Here is a 14,498-nt window from a genome sequence, read left to right on the forward strand (position 1 = left end):
CCGTTGAGGGAGAGCGTGCCGGCCTGGATTGTGGTCGGGCCGGAGAAGAGGCCGGGGCCGGTGAGCAGGAGCGTGCCGGGGCCGGCCTTGGTCAGGCTGGTCGGGCTCGCGGTCTCCAGGATGGCGCCGGCGTAGGTGGAGGCGGCCGCACTGGAGACCGTGAGGGCGCCGTTGCCCAGGACGGCGGAGGCCGGGCCGGCGAGGTCGGTGAGCGTGAGGGCGGTGCCGCCGAGGTCGAGGGCGCCGGTGTTGGTCAGGCCGGTCAGCCCGGCGAGCGGGCCGGTGATCTGCACGAGGCCGGCATTGGTGAGCGTGCCGTTGAACTGCCCGGACAGGCGGGCGATGCCGGTGTTGGTCAGGTCGGCGGTGAGGGTGCCGTCGCTGGCCACCAGGCCGGCATTGCTGAGGCCGCCGGAGGCGGTGAGGCTGGCGCTCTGGGCGACGGCGACGAGGCCGGCATTGGCGAGGGGGCCGGCGAGGCTGTAGCTGCCGCCCCCCGTGACGGCGAGCGTCGCGCCGGCGGCGTTGGCGAAGGGGCCGCTGCCGGCCACGGATCCGGAGACGGCGAGCAGGCCGGCATTGTTGGCGATGGCCCCGTCGATGCGGCCGGCGCTGGCGAGCACGGTGCCGGCATTGGTCAGGCCACCGCTGATCGTGCCGCTGGTGGCGAGGAGGCCGGTGTTGGCCACGCCGCCGCCGATGGCGCCGCTGTTGCTCAGGATGCCGCTGCTGATGACGCCACCGCCGATGGTGCCGGTGTTGAGGGCGGTGCCGGTGTTGGTCAGTCCGCCCGCGAGGGTGCCGGCGTTGACCAGGCTGCCGCTGTTGGTCGCGCCGCCGCCGATGGTGCCGGTGTTGAGGGCCAGACCGGTGTTGGTCAGGCCGCCCGCGACGGTGCCGCTGTTGGACAGCGTGCCGCTGTTGGCCACGCCGCCGGCGATCACGCCGCTGCTGAGCGCCGTGCCGGCATTGGTCGCACCTCCGGAGATGGTGCCGGTGTTGATCAGGAGGCCGGCATTGCTGACGCTGCTCTGGGTCCAGCCGGCATTGAGATAGGTGCCCGCACTCTGGACGGAGACCGGTGAGGTCAGGCTGCCGCTGGCGGACAGGAACAGGGTGCCGCCGGCGACGGTGGTCGGTCCGGCATAGGTGTTGGTGCCGGCGAGTTCGAGGGTGCCGAGCCCGACCTTGGTCAGGCCGCCGACGCCGGAGATGGCGTTGGCGAAGCGGCCGTAATAGGCCTGTCCGTTGTAGGTGGTGTTGACGGTCCAGTCGGAGGTGAACTGGCCCGGGCCGTCGATGGCCTTGCCGAGGTTGAGCAGGCCCCAGCCGAAGGTGGCGTTCGGGGCGTTGGCGGGCCCGTCGCCGAGATGGGTGGCGGTGGTGAACATGGTCTGGGCGATCTGCGGCGCCGTCAGGAACGGGAACGCCTGACGCAGGACAGCGGCGGCACCTGCTACGTGCGGCGCGGCCATCGAGGTGCCTTGCTTAGATCCGTAGTTTGAGCCGTTAAGCCCCGTTCCGACCTGGACGGTGGAGTAGATGTTTGTTCCCGGCGCTGCAATGCACCACGCCGCTGTGACACCGCACAGATTACTGAACCAGGCAATTCGGTTGCTGGAGTCAACTGCGACTACAGACATGATGTAGCCAGAAAGACTGGAGAAGTCGATCTTGCTCTGATCGACTGGTCCGACCGGAGCTACATCCACGCTTTCCATGTTGGCGGATTTCAGTCCGCGGCGAGTGTAAAATTGGTAGATGCCGCTATTGGCATTTTCGGGCTTGATGAACGGGTATAGCGCGGCACCCGTCGGACTCGTCGTCACATCGGGTTGATCCAGACGTTCATTGCCAGCCGCAAACACCAAAAGCATGTCGCGGTCGACCGCCCGCTTTATCGCTCGATACTCATTAATATCGCCTAGCGTGTATTCTTGTGTCGTCAATCTCCGATAGGTTGGATTCGGAATGCCGTTACTATCGAATGGTTCGGAAACAGCAGGTCCATAGCTGCCATTTAAAACCCTAGCTTTCTGCTGAGCTGCGTAATCGATTGCATTTGCAGTATTCGTCAGGTCGAAGAGTGCTAGGAGCGTGCTGTCGAAAGCGACGCCCATCATACCCGTTCCGTTGCGGGCTGCTGCTATTGTTCCCGCTACATGGGTGCCGTGGCTTTTGGGGTCCGTGTCACCGAGCAGAAAAGGATCGTTTGGAGGAATGAAATTACGGGAATATGGAGAAATACGGCCGAAGCGGTTATTAAATTCGGGATGATTCGGGTCAATACCGCTATCAACAACAGCAACCAGGACGCCGTTTCCGGTGAAGCCGCGCGCATAGGCGGTCGCGGCGTTGATCGCTGCCAACCCCCAATCAGCCCGGTATTCGGGCGTGTCGAACTGCGCCGCCGTCAACGGAACGCCGAAGGCATCGAAGGTCGAGGGCGAGCGCGCCGGCACGGTCTGCGCCGCCACAGATCCCAGAGCCAGCGCGAGCGTCGCGAGCGAGCTGCCGACCAGCAATCCGAGCCGCACGGGGCCGCGCCGCCGGCTTCCGGCGCCCGCGCCCCGGCTCGGATCACAGGATCCGGTCACACGCTCTACATCGCTATACTGTTGGACCACCGGACTGACCCCCGTCATGCCTGCCGCAAGCTTTGCACGGGGGTTAGGAAATGCGCGTTCAACGGACTATCACATTGCGGCCACACTCGGTGCCGCGCGCGACGTCCTGAAACGGGGATCCCCCTTTCTGGAACGGATAGCCCCCCGCAATCGCGAGCTTGGCCGAGCGCCGCGGTTCGATGCGGCCAGATCGGGCCAGAACGGCGCCGGGATCAGCCCGCTCCCACGATGCGGCCACAGGCACTGGCGGAAGGTTCGCGAGGCGGTAAAGCGGCGGGCCGACGCCCGCCGATACCCCTCCGGTCCCGGCCGCCCGGAGACGGTCGGCGCCGCGCGCGTCATCGTCCGACGATCCTACCAGCGATAGGTGAGCGTCCCGAACACGCTCCGGCGGAACCCCTCGAAGACGTAGCCGGTGTAGAAGCCCGACGTGAAGTACCGCTGGTCGAAGATGTTGTTGGCGTTCACCGACAGGATTGCGCCCTTCCAGGCCGGGTTCAGCTGGGCGAGGTCGTAGTTCAGCGAGGCGTCGACGAGGGCGTAGGCCGGGATGCGATCGACGTTGGTGGCGTCCGTCCGCTCGCCGACGTAGCGCACGCCCGCCCCCGCCCGGAAGCCGGCGAAGGGCGAGTTCAGCGGCAAGGTGTAGTCGGCGAAGAGCGACAGGGTGTTGTCCGGCGCGTTCGGCAGGCGATTGCCGACGAGCGCCGGGTTGGTCGCGTTCCGCGTGACCTTCGTGTCGAGGTGGGCGTAGCCGAAGATCAGGTTGAACCCGTCGAACAGGCTCGCCTTGCCCTCCAGTTCGAAGCCCCGCGACTCCGCCGCGCCGGTCACGATGAAGAAGCCGGGGTTGCGGGGATCGGCCAGGGGGATGTTGGTCTGCGTGATCTCGAAATACGACGCGGTGACGAGCGCGTTGGTGCCGACCGGCTGCCACTTGACGCCGCCCTCGATCTGGCTGGCCTCGCGGGGCGGCAGCGCCGACCCGTCCGCCCGCTGGCCGGCGATCTGCGGGTTGAACGACGTCGAGTAGGCGGCGTAGGGCACGATTCCGGCGGCGAACTCGTAGCCCAGGGCGGCCCGGTAGCTCAGGGCCGAGAAGTTCTGGTTGTCGACCGTCGTCCGGTTGAGGGTCGCGACCGGCAGGTTCGGGAAGTTGAAGGTGGTCCGGACCTGCTGGTCGACCCAGTCATTGCGCAGGCTCCCCGTGAGGATGAAGCCGTTCCACTTCATCTGGTCCTGGACATAGGCGCCCGTCTGCTGCTGGAGCGCCCGGGTCGAGACGTTCGTGCGCTGCGGGAAGGCGATGCCGAGGTTGTAGAACGGATTGTACAGGTCGATCAGGCGGTTCGCGGCGATCGTCGGATAGCCGTTCGGGAAGGTCCGCGCGTCGCGGCGGTAGTAGTTCTGGAAGCCGACGCCGAAGACGACGTCGTGCTGGATGTCCCAGGTGTCGAAGCGCCCCTGGATATAGTTGTCGGTCAGGAGCCCCTGGCTCGACTGGTCGCGCAGGTACGGGAAGACCGAGACGGCGAGGAAACCGGGCGGCGTGAAGGCCGGGCTGGCGCCGACCGCGTCGAACTTCGAGGTGGTCTCGTAGGCCCGGAAGGCCGAGTGCAGCAGCCATCCCGGCGCGAAGCTGTGGTCGAGGATGTAGCCGATCTCCTTGTTCTCCAGGAGGCCGGTGTTGAAGTTCGGCTGCCCGACGAAGGGGCTGCGCGGGAAGAAGCCGCGCGCGCTCGGCAGGATCGAGCCGACGATCGGCAGGCTCTGCTCCGAGCCGCCGCCGCGGTACTCGGCGTACTTGCCCAGCACCGTGAGCGACGTGTCGGCGTCCGGCCGCCAGGTCAGAGCCGGGGCGATGAAGGTCCGGTCATCCGGCGTGTACTTGACCTGGCTGTCGGCGTTGCGGACGAGGCCGGTCACCCGGTAGGCGAATTGCGGCGCCCCCTCGACCGGGCCGGACAGGTCGAAGCCGGCCTGGATGCGCCCGTAGTTGCCGCCCTGGATGAACACCTCGTTGAACGGCACGAAGGTCGGGCGCTTCGAGACGAGGTTGATGATGCCGCCCGGCTGGCCCTGGCCGTAGAGGACCGAGATCGGCCCCTTCACGACGTCGATGCGCTCGTAGGCGTAGGGCTCGATGTTCTGGTCGAACGAGTTGAAGCCGTAGCGCAGGCCGTCCTCGTAGACGCTGTCGAAATTGTTGGCGTTGAACCCGCGCAGCGTGAAGGTCGGACCGCCCTGGCCGCCGGGATAGTCGACGGCCTGGACGTTGGGCGTGTAGGCGACCGCGAGGTTGACGTCCTGCACGCCCCGGACATTCAGCTCGTCGCGGGTGATGACGCTGACGGTGGCGGGCGTTTCCAGGATGGAATCGTTGCCCTTCGAGCCCGCCGTTGACCGGGTCGCGACGAAACCCGTCGTCCCGAAGGTCGGCTGCTGGGCCTCGACCGAGAGCTCGTCGAGGGTGACCGACGCGGCGGCCGCCCCGACCGGCGTCGGCGCGTTCGAATCCCCCGGCGGCAGGGACGCCTGGGCGTAGCGCGGGTTCACGAGCGTGATCGTCGCGTGCTTCGCCGCGCGGTAGGTCAGCCCCGTCCCGTCGAGCAGCTGCGTCAGCGCCTCCAGGGGCAGGACGTCCCCCTCGACGCCCCGCGTCGCGAGGTTCTCGGTCAGCGCCGTCCGGTAAGCCAGCGACAGACCCGTCCGCGCGATGAGGCTCGCCAGGGCCGGCTCGAGGGGGCCGGGCGCGATCGAGAGCCGGACGCGCCGCTCCGAGAGAGCGCGCGGCGGCGCGGCATCGCCAGTCGCGACGGGCACGATGTTGAGCCGCTCGCCCGCCCGCACGAAGGTCGGGGTGATCGAACGGTCCTGCGCGGCCGACGCCTGCCCGAGCGCGATCAGGGACGCGCTCGCCAGGGCCGCACCGCGCCATGGACCGCCCGGCGCGCGGCCGAGCGTGCCGCCAAGATCCCACACCGCCATTCATGCCCCCGTTCCGCGGAGGGCGGCGCGCTCGGCGCGCGCTCCGTGGCCCTCACGGACAAACGACAATCGAGGCGCGAAACTCCTGACCTCCCCGCGTCGGTTTTTTTCGCCTCGTCAGGCCGGCGGCCTGACGAGGACGAGGTACGGGGTCAGGCGCGTGACGCGCAGGCCCATCGTCGCGGCCAGAACGTCGAGCGCGTCGTCGGTGTCGCGGATGTCGAGCGTCCCGCTGAAGCGCTGCGCGCCGAGCCCCGAACCGAGCAGGACGATGCGCCCGCGCCGATAGCGGTTCAGGTCGGCCACGACCGCGGCGAGGGGCTGCCCCGTGACGACGAGCTTGCCCTCCCGCCACGCCGTGGCGCGCCCCACATCGCCGCGCTCGACCATCAGATGGCCGTCGGCGCTCCGGAGGGCGACCTCGCCGGCTCCGATGGTCACGGCGCCCGCGGTCGTCGACGCGTCCACGCGCCCCTCCGCCACGCCGACCGGTTCGGCGTCCCCGCCGGCCCGGACGAAGAAGCGCGTCCCCACAGCGCGCACCCGCAACCCGCCGCCGTAGACCACGAAGGGTCGGGCGCTGTCGGGCACGACATCGAACACCGCCTCGCCGCGCAGCAGGTGGACGTCGCGCGCGGCGTCCGTGAAGTGCAGGGCGAGCGCGGTGTCGGTGTCGAGGGCGGCGCGGCTGCCGTCGGGGAGCCGCGCCGTCTCGATGTCCCCGATCCCGGTCCAGACGTCGGCGCGGACACGGTCGAGGATCCCGCTCTCGTAGGTGATGAATCCGGACAGGCCCAGCGCTGCCGCGAGGCCGACGAGGCGCGTCGGCGGCGGCCGCCTGCGCCGGCGCGTATCGGGCACGCGCCCGGCGATGCCCCGCCACGCCTCCATCTCCGCGTAGGCCTCGGCATGGGCCGGGTCGGCGGCGCGCCAGGTCTCGAAGGCTGCCCGGTCGGCGTCGGTCGCGTCGGGGGAGGACAGGCGAACCACCCAGAACGCGGCCCGCGCGTAGATCGGGTCGTCGGCGGCCTCGTCGTCGCCCGCGGGCTTGCGCTCCTCCTCCATGTCGACCCGCTGCCCGCTCCGCCCGTCCGACCTATGAAGACCATCGAGGCCGCGAACTCCTGACGTGCCCGATCAGAAAAACTCGTGACACGCGCGACGAATGTGCAGCAGCGCCTTGATGAGGTGCTTCTCGACCATGTTGCGGCTGACGCCGAGACGGACGGCGACCTCCCCGTTCGAGAGGCCCTCGACGGTGCTGAGCAGGAACGCCTCCCGGCAGCGCGGCGGCAGCCCGTCGATCGTTGCCGCGACGAGGCGCAGCTGCTCGCGGGCGATCACCTGCGTCTCGGTCTGGGCGTGCCCGTCCACGACGCTCGACAGTTCGAGATCGGTCATGGATCGGAAGAGGCGCGCTTCGAACCGGCGGCGCTTGCCGAGATTGGCGGCGACGTTGCGCGCGAGGTGGAACAGGAAGAGGCGCGGATGCTCCAAGTCGGTGGTCGTGAGTGCTTTGACGAGGCGAAGATACGTCTCCTGCGCGGCGTCGGCTGCGTCGGCAGGGTTCCCGAGTTTGCGAAGAAGGAACCGCTGGAGGTTCAGGTTCTCACTGCGATGTAGGGCATCCAATGATACCGCCGCCATAACTCCAATCCTCAGGTGCCTCGCCGACGCACACGAGCGCGCGGCGCCGACCGATTAGACTGTCACGCCGAGGATAGACGCAAGCGTTCTGAACGCTTTTAGCCGATCTAAACTGATGCACCTGCTCTCAGCCAAACGCTTGTTCGGCCGCAACGAAACAGCGATGCGAATGCTGGGCCTTGAACTGGAATAGTTCTAGTAGAACGGCTGTTTTCCATGTTCTGTTGCAAATCTGCGGCATGGATCGGGGCATGCCGGTGGCGTTCTGGGACCCGGCTTCGCGCCGTTCGTGGTCGAGACGCGCTCAGCGTCCCGGGGCGGCCTTCCGTCAGACGTCGAACGCCCACGTCCTCGACATGGTGCTCGAACCCGGCCGATCGCGGAGCCGCCCGTTCCGGCCACGCACCTTCGCCTCGCAACGCGGCCTGCGATCTGGCGCTGCGAGGGTCTGAAAAGGGTCGGACTTGGTCCGTGCGGCTATATCCGCTTCGCTACATCTGCCGTCCCACAGCAAAAATGGCGGCATTCCACCCGGAGCCGCCCTTCGGCTGTCGGCTCATCTCAGACGGCTACGCCTGTGGTGGGGAAGCCGACAGGCGGACGTTCTGATCTCCTGGCCGTATCATGGAGGTGCGGTGCGTGACCGCGATGATGGTCAACCCGTCAACAAGGTCACGTAAGCCGTCCATGATGTGCCGCTCGGTCTCGTCGTCGAGGGCCGAACTGGCTTCGTCCAGAACGAGAATCGCCGGTTCGCCGTAGAGCGCCCGCGCGATGGCGATGCGTTGCCGTTCACCGCCCGACAGCTTGAGGCCCCGTTCGCCCACGACGGTCTCAAACCCTTCCGGCATGGCCTCGATGCGCGTGAGGATGGAGGCCTGCGCGGAGGCCCGGCGGAGGCGCTCCGCGTCGAACGGACGGCCCAGCACGATGTTGGCCGACAGCGTATCGTTGAGCAGTGTCACCTCTTGCGGCACGACGCCGACATGGTTGAACCAATCATCGCTCGCGATGCGAGTCAGGTCGGTTCCGTCGGCGAAGATGTGGCCGCCGCTCGGTTGCAATCCCTTCAACAGCAGGCGAACGACGGTTGATTTGCCTGCACCGGTCTCACCCGTAAGGAAGGTCGGCGTGCCGCGGCGAGCGACGAAGGAGAGGTCGGCAACGCCACGACCATTGGCGTAGCGAAAGCTGACGTTCTCGAAAGCGACGATGCCGAGGGACGGCCGGTAGGGCAGCGGATCGGCGGGCTCGAGCTCTTCCGGTGCTCTCCACATCATCGCTAAGGGCCGGAAGCGGGCCGCTGCTTCGACCGACTCCTTGATGGCCATGCCGACCATGTGGAACGGCTCATTCAACTGGATCAGCAACGTGTTGAAGAGCACGATGCCGCCAATCGAGATCAGGCCGCCCTCGAACCGGGGGACGAGGATCAGGAACGTGACGGTCAACTGCAAGGCTGCAGCGATGCCCAGAAGCCCACAGAAGGCGCTGCTCACCAGCGCGTAGCGCCGCAAATTCGCGAAGGCATCACCCGCGCTGGCAGTAAAGCGCTCGGTGATCCATCGTTCGCCGCGTGTCTGGCGCAGGGTGTCGATGACGGCGATGGCGTTGCCGACCAGGCGCGCATTGGCCTGACTTTGATTCATCGCCTCATTGAGAGCGGGTTTGACTTTGCCGATACGCGTGTAGTCGAGCGCGATCACGACCACGCCGTAGATGAATATGATCAGGGCTATGTCCCAGCTGACGAGGTTGCCGAGGACTAGGACGCTGAAGGCGATCTGGACGCATCCAGGGAGCAAGCCTCCGAGCCCGAGCTGGGTGATGAGGTTCAGCGTCTGGGTTCCCTGCTGACGGGCAGTCCCGATCTCCGCGGCGTTGTGCTCCAGGAAGAAGGCTGGCGTCTTGTGTAGGAGGCGCGCAAAGAAGGCCGTATTTGCAATGAACGATAGACGCTCCGCGCAAAGCACGATCAGGAACCGTGATCCAATGCCCAGAGCTTTCGCGCATCCGAACAGGAATGCGTAGGACATGAGGAGCGGGAGCGCGTCGGACCGCACTTGTCCGCGGGCCAGATCGTCGACGGCGCGTGAGAAAAGGTACGGAGCCGAGATCGAGGCCAATGCACCGAGCAAACTGGCCGAGATCACCGCGATGGTCGTCAGGCGGGCGTCACGCCAGTAGGCTCGCAGCAACGCATTCAGAATCGATATCATTCGAAATTGCCAGGGAAAATCCTGAGGGCGATTTTCGAATCCCTCGCAAGCTTGAGGAATGCAAGATTTTTCGCGGCACCCCGCGACTGGATCTGTCCGCCGCGATGCATCCGCCGCCCGGGAGAGGACGGGCAAGAAGCCAACTATCCCGAATAGTTTCCCTGTTCTGCCCTATGACCGAATGACGAACGAATACCCGATATCAACACGCTATATGTTCAGCGCGGGATACATCACATACTGCCATGCCAATCGATTATCCCTCACGCAACCCGGAAATTCGACCTGCTCCGATCCAAGCATCAATACAAGTTCTATTTTACGGAAAACCGGAATGAACCAATAGGACCTGAGTACGAGAGTATCGCTTGACGCAGATCTGCACGCGATTCAATTGGGTTTCCCATCTTCCGCGATGTCTGCCGTGAGCGGGCCGGCGGCCATTTCCTCAATGTGTTCAATCGCGGCTTTCAGACTTATGAACGCGCCGAGCGGGCCGCGCAGGTGTACGACTATCTTTCGCCGACTGATCGGGGTGCCGTCCGCGCTGGGCTCGGAGAGCATCATCTCGAGAGCGAGGCGACCGACGCCTCCTCCGACGCCATGCGTCGATGTGGCTTCGAAGTAGATGACGGGAGCTTCGAGAGTACCTTCGACCTCACTGGGGACGATCGGAACGGAGCTGATCTTGGGACGGCTGGTCAACGGTGTGTCTCCGGTGTTGGCCGCGTCGAGGGTGCAACCGGCCACATTGAGCACGCCATGCGGGCGTGCGCCTTCGCCGATGTCCTTCCATCGCTGCCTGTTCGACCTCCTCTGTCGCGTGCCAACGGTCGCCCGACAGAGCCACGATGCGCCCATGTTCAAGAGTGTCGGGACGATCACCGTCTCCCTGAGAGAGCGAACAGAGGACGAGCGTCACCTGGATCGAGAGGCGGACCGTCGATCCTGAGCAGCAAATGCTCCGGCGATGGCACCGCCCCACCCTCCACTTCGAGAGTTCCGCTCACGGGATGACAAAGGGATCCTCGAAGCCGTCGGGATACGTCGAGCAGGCCGGGGCGTCATTGAGCTTCCGACACGGCCATTGCGATCGGGCAATTCGATCGACGAGCTCGAAACGAGAACCGGTCCAGTGGACGAAGCCGAAGTGGGCCCAAGGGCCCGCGGCCTTCGGATCGTCCTTCTCGAGTGGTGGCGAGTCAGGATCGAATTCCATGATCCAGCGCATGGTGGGCGCATAAGGCAGCTTGTCGTCGAGCAGAAACAGGACGCTGCCGCCGTACTTCGTCTGACGCACGCGGTCGTCGGAGCTCAGGACCGGATCCGTCGGCAGCACGTCCGCACTGACATCCTGCAAGGCGCCGTCGGCAGCGAACCGAAAAGCCTTCCGACCCATGCCGTTGTGGCAATCCAACCCCGCCTCACCCTGATCGCATCGTACGGGCCAGATCAGGTACACGGTGTCTCGGGGGTCCGCTCCCTCGAAGCTGCGGACCATGAACGGGCCGGCCCCCAGCGTGAAGTCAGGACGGCGCCCGAAGCCGGGAGCCGCCAGATAAAAAGCTTTGCGCAGATCCTCACGGCGCGTGTCACGTTCGAGGTCGAACGCTCGGACAGGGAGGGCCAAGACAGCGTGTGCCACATGCTCAGGAGCCGGGCCGAAGCAGTGATCGTCGAAATGAAGCCCGAGGAACGAGGTCCCTCCGCCCGCGTCGTGGGGCTTGCAGATCGCCCCCATGGTCCGCCCAACCTCGAGGGGCATCCACGGACTTGGCATGATCGCCGGGACCCGAGGAAAGACGGGTTCGGCGTCAAACAGCTTCATGGCCGCGGGACGCACGATGGCCCCACGTGCGTCACCCAGTCCCGGAGCATGCCCTCGCGCGCACCCAATGCTGTAAAATCCGACCAGTGATGCGGCCACAAAGAGACGGGATAAGGATTTCATCCGACGACCTTGTCGCACGTCCGCGAATAAGCGATGTCACCAGCTATGGCTCAGCAGGAAATCGGCCCTGTATGGTAGTCAAAAGTCAGGTTTGTTCGTTGCCGCGAGCCACCAGCGTTCCCGCTCTGACTTCGGCAACCGTCGCAGACCCGTCGGACAAACCCGAGTCCACGCAGCGCAAGCGCCTGTGTTTCTGTACGCCGCGTAACAGGCGTCGTCACGCCACGGCGATGAGCTAGTCCGCTGGACAAGCCCACCGAGGTCTATGGTTTTGCGGGCCTGCGCCGTCACCCGCAGTGAACCGCGGCGGCTTTCCCGGAGCCTGTCCGGTTCGGGTCAGGCGGCCAAGGCTCGGACCTCGGCTTCGGCAGAAGCGGCGGGTTTCCGTCTCGGCGGGAGGCAGCGTGCCGATCGGTTGGAGCGGCCGCCGGTGGTTGAACCAGTCGACCCATTCGAGGGTGGCGTACTCGACCGCCTCGAACGAGCGCTCAAGATCTCACGCCGCAGCGTCCATCGCGCCCTACAGGACGCAGCATCACCGGAATCGCTCGGGCCGTCCCCGCCCCTCGAATGACTGGTCGGGCCGCTCGCGCCCCTCGTGTGACTGTACCATCGGGCTCCAGAAGCCATCCGGCGACCAACTGTGCGGCTGCACGGGAACATGCCCGCCGTCCCAGTTGCGAGGCCTCATGTCGGCGATCAGCCTCGACCCAGTCTCGTAGCGGTACATCTCACGGTGGTCGCCATCGGCGCGGCGTCGCACCGCGCTCAGGTCGGTGGTGATGTCGATGGGAGCCATCTTCCGGGAAGCGCTGCGCGGCGCGCGCTTCGCGGTCACGGGCTTCGCATCGAAATAGTCACGGTAATCCCCGTACGACTCGACCGCCATCGCGCCGACCGTCGATCCGAGAAGTATGGCGGCTGCGAGCAACGTCTTCACTATCCCACACCTTCTGCATGCACGGTGGCGTCTAGCAGATCCGCGTTTACGTCGGCCCGCCGAACTGTGTAGGATTGTAGGCGATCTTCCAGAGATTGCGGTGACGTGCGGCACAGGCCGGATGCCGCTCAGGCCGCACGAAGGCGCGGCTCTCCAGCTCTCACGCAGCTCCTGATTTAGCTCCGCCGCGCATCCCGATCTTCCTGGCGCAGGGCAGCACGGACAACCGCGTGCCGCCGCGGGTGACCGAGGAGTATCGCGCGCGGCTGTGCCGAGCCGGCAGCCGGGTCGCGTTCGACCGCGTGCCTGGCGTGGACATCTGTCGATGGCCAAGGACGCTGCGCCGGCGGCCCTCGACCGGATCGGTGACCGCTCCGCCGGCGTGCCGGCACCGAGCGAGTGCGGCGAGCCTTGACCGCCGGACGGCGCCCTTTAGGGTCGGGTCCCTCCGCTGGGCAAATTCGAGACTGAGGGGATACCGCCTCAGGATATGCGACCGAGCGAGCCACGTAGCGCGGGAGGCGGGTCCATGACGGACATTCTCATCGTCGGCGCGGGGCCGGTCGGTCTGACCATGGCGGCGGAGCTGGCCCGCTACGGCGTCGGAGTGCGCCTGATCGACCGCGCCCCGCACGCCACGGAGACCTCGAAGGCCCTCGTGGTCTGGTCGCGCACCCTCGAACTCATGGATCGCATGGGTTGCACGCGAGCCTTCCTGGATGCGGGACTGCGCGCTCCCGGTGCCTCGATCCGCAGCGGCGGCAAGGTGCTCGGCAGCCCGCGCCTGGAAGGCGTGGCGAGCGCGTACAACTTCGCCTTGATGATCCCACAATGCGAGACGGAGCGCCTGCTCACCGCGCAGCTGGGCGCCTTCGGCGTCGAGATCGAGCGTCAGGTCGAGCTGGTCGACTTCGCCGAGACGGCGGACGGCATCGACGCGCACGTGCGACACGCCGACGGACGCGAGGAGACGGTGAGGACGCCGTGGCTGATCGGCTGCGACGGTGCTCACAGCACGGTCCGGCACAAACTCGGCATCCCGTTCTCCGGCTCGGCGCAGGGGGACGACTGGCTGCTCGCCGACGTGCGCCTCGAGGGGCCCGCAGCACCGCCGGCGGACGAGATCGCGACCTACCTGCACCGTGACGGCCCCTTCGTCGTCTTCCCGATCCCGGGCGGTCGGGCGCGCGTCATCGCGACGGTGGGCAAGGCGGATGCGGCGCACCCGCGGCCGGAGCCCACCCTCGACGACGTGCAAGCCCTCGTCGATCAGCGCGCCGGCGGCGGCTTCCGCGTGTCTGACCCGGTCTGGTTGACGCACTTCCGCATCAACGAGCGCAAGGTCGCGGATTACCGGCGCGGGCGCGCCTTTCTCGCCGGCGATGCGGCGCACATCCACAGTCCCGCAGGCGGACAGGGGATGAACACCGGTATGCAGGACGCGGTGAACCTCGCCTGGAAGCTGGCGATGGTGGTGCGCGGTCAAGCGAGCGCGTCCCTTCTCGACAGCTACAGCCCAGAGCGCAGCGCGGTCGGGGAGCTGGTCCTGCGCAACGCGACCCGGCTGACCGACATGGCGACGCTGTCGAACCCGGCAGCGCAGACGGCGCGCAACCTCGCGCTGCGCTTCCTGCTCGGCCTCCATGTCGTCCGCGACCGGATGGCGACGCAGCTGAGCGAGATCGAGATCGCCTATGCCGACAGCCCGCTCTCTCTCGGACACGGCGCCGGGGCGCGTTGGGAGCCTGCTGCCTACGCGGGACCGCCCCCGGGCGCCGGCAGCGAGCCGCGCTTCGTCCTCTATGCGGCGGACGCGACGCGTGGGGCTGAACTGATCGAGCGCTTCCCCGGCCTGCTCGAACCGACGCGTCGGTCGCTGCCGAGCGGTTCCGACCTCATCGTTGTCCGACCCGACGGCTATATCGGTCTGGCTGCGAGGGACGGCGCGTGGGAGACCGCCGAGCAGTATCTGCGAGCCCTCGCGTAAGGTCCGAGCACCACCTGCTCCGCGCTCGTCTTCTGACCTCGCCGCATGCCCGACTTCTTCGGTCCTGGCCGATCCTCTCAATCAGCCCGGTCCAGAGCCAGTCGGTCAGGTCACACCGGCCTGTCCGTCACGCCCGCTT

9 protein-coding genes and 1 pseudogene are annotated in these 14,498 nt (G+C 66.8%); 1 reads left to right on the top strand and 9 read right to left on the bottom strand.

Annotated features, from left to right (window positions below; translation table 11 throughout):
* The 9 genes and pseudogenes from BLW78_RS21815 to BLW78_RS21855 form a co-directional block, all read right to left on the bottom strand.
* On the bottom strand, positions 1-2,537 hold a 2,537-nt coding region (locus tag BLW78_RS21815; protein WP_244527012.1), incomplete at its 3' end, for a S8 family peptidase.
* A gap of 444 nt (positions 2,538-2,981) precedes the next feature.
* Positions 2,982-5,615: a TonB-dependent siderophore receptor gene (locus tag BLW78_RS21825; protein WP_091682057.1), complete on the bottom strand. Its 2,634-nt coding sequence runs from the start codon at positions 5,613-5,615 to the stop codon at positions 2,982-2,984.
* Positions 5,616-5,732: 117 nt separating this feature from the next.
* Positions 5,733-6,680: a FecR family protein gene (locus BLW78_RS21830; protein ID WP_091682059.1), complete on the bottom strand. Its 948-nt coding sequence runs from the start codon at positions 6,678-6,680 to the stop codon at positions 5,733-5,735.
* Positions 6,681-6,752: 72 nt separating this feature from the next.
* Complete coding sequence (locus BLW78_RS21835; protein WP_056524283.1) at positions 6,753-7,262, bottom strand: RNA polymerase sigma factor; 510 nt, start codon at positions 7,260-7,262, stop codon at positions 6,753-6,755.
* Between the two features lie 569 nt (positions 7,263-7,831).
* Positions 7,832-9,481, bottom strand: a complete 1,650-nt coding sequence (locus tag BLW78_RS21840) for an ABC transporter ATP-binding protein (RefSeq protein WP_091682061.1) — start codon at positions 9,479-9,481, stop codon at positions 7,832-7,834.
* A 390-nt stretch (positions 9,482-9,871) separates the two neighbouring features.
* Positions 9,872-10,366 carry a hypothetical protein gene (locus BLW78_RS31805; protein WP_244527013.1) on the bottom strand — a complete coding sequence of 165 codons (495 nt, stop codon included), beginning with the start codon at positions 10,364-10,366 and terminating at the stop codon, positions 9,872-9,874.
* A 121-nt stretch (positions 10,367-10,487) separates the two neighbouring features.
* Positions 10,488-11,309, bottom strand: coding sequence for a hypothetical protein (locus BLW78_RS21850; RefSeq protein ID WP_091682063.1), 822 nt, complete (start codon positions 11,307-11,309; stop codon positions 10,488-10,490).
* Between the two features lie 459 nt (positions 11,310-11,768).
* Positions 11,769-11,919: pseudogene (locus BLW78_RS30760) on the bottom strand (IS3 family transposase); the annotation flags it as partial.
* A gap of 48 nt (positions 11,920-11,967) precedes the next feature.
* Positions 11,968-12,372: a hypothetical protein gene (locus BLW78_RS21855; protein ID WP_244527014.1), complete on the bottom strand. Its 405-nt coding sequence runs from the start codon at positions 12,370-12,372 to the stop codon at positions 11,968-11,970.
* 529 nt (positions 12,373-12,901) lie between these two features.
* On the opposite strand from BLW78_RS21855, the gene BLW78_RS21860 reads away from it, so the two are divergent.
* Positions 12,902-14,359, top strand: coding sequence for an FAD-dependent monooxygenase (locus tag BLW78_RS21860; protein WP_056524270.1), 1,458 nt, complete (start codon positions 12,902-12,904; stop codon positions 14,357-14,359).
* Positions 14,360-14,498 lie beyond the last annotated feature (139 nt).

The organism is Methylobacterium sp. 275MFSha3.1 (assembly GCF_900108435.1).
Classification (GTDB): Bacteria; Pseudomonadota; Alphaproteobacteria; order Rhizobiales; family Beijerinckiaceae; genus Methylobacterium.

What these genes read in the sequence shown, in the direction of transcription:
- BLW78_RS21825 (WP_091682057.1), bottom strand. Translation starts at nt 5,615, where the DNA reads ATGGCGGTGTGGGATCTTGGCGGCACGCTCGGCCGCGCGCCGGGCGGT.
- BLW78_RS21830 (WP_091682059.1), bottom strand. Translation starts at nt 6,680, where the DNA reads ATGGAGGAGGAGCGCAAGCCCGCGGGCGACGACGAGGCCGCCGACGAC.
- BLW78_RS21835 (WP_056524283.1), bottom strand. Translation starts at nt 7,262, where the DNA reads ATGGCGGCGGTATCATTGGATGCCCTACATCGCAGTGAGAACCTGAAC.
- BLW78_RS21840 (WP_091682061.1), bottom strand. Translation starts at nt 9,481, where the DNA reads ATGATATCGATTCTGAATGCGTTGCTGCGAGCCTACTGGCGTGACGCC.
- BLW78_RS21850 (WP_091682063.1), bottom strand. Translation starts at nt 11,309, where the DNA reads ATGAAGCTGTTTGACGCCGAACCCGTCTTTCCTCGGGTCCCGGCGATC.
- BLW78_RS21860 (WP_056524270.1), top strand. Translation starts at nt 12,902, where the DNA reads ATGACGGACATTCTCATCGTCGGCGCGGGGCCGGTCGGTCTGACCATG.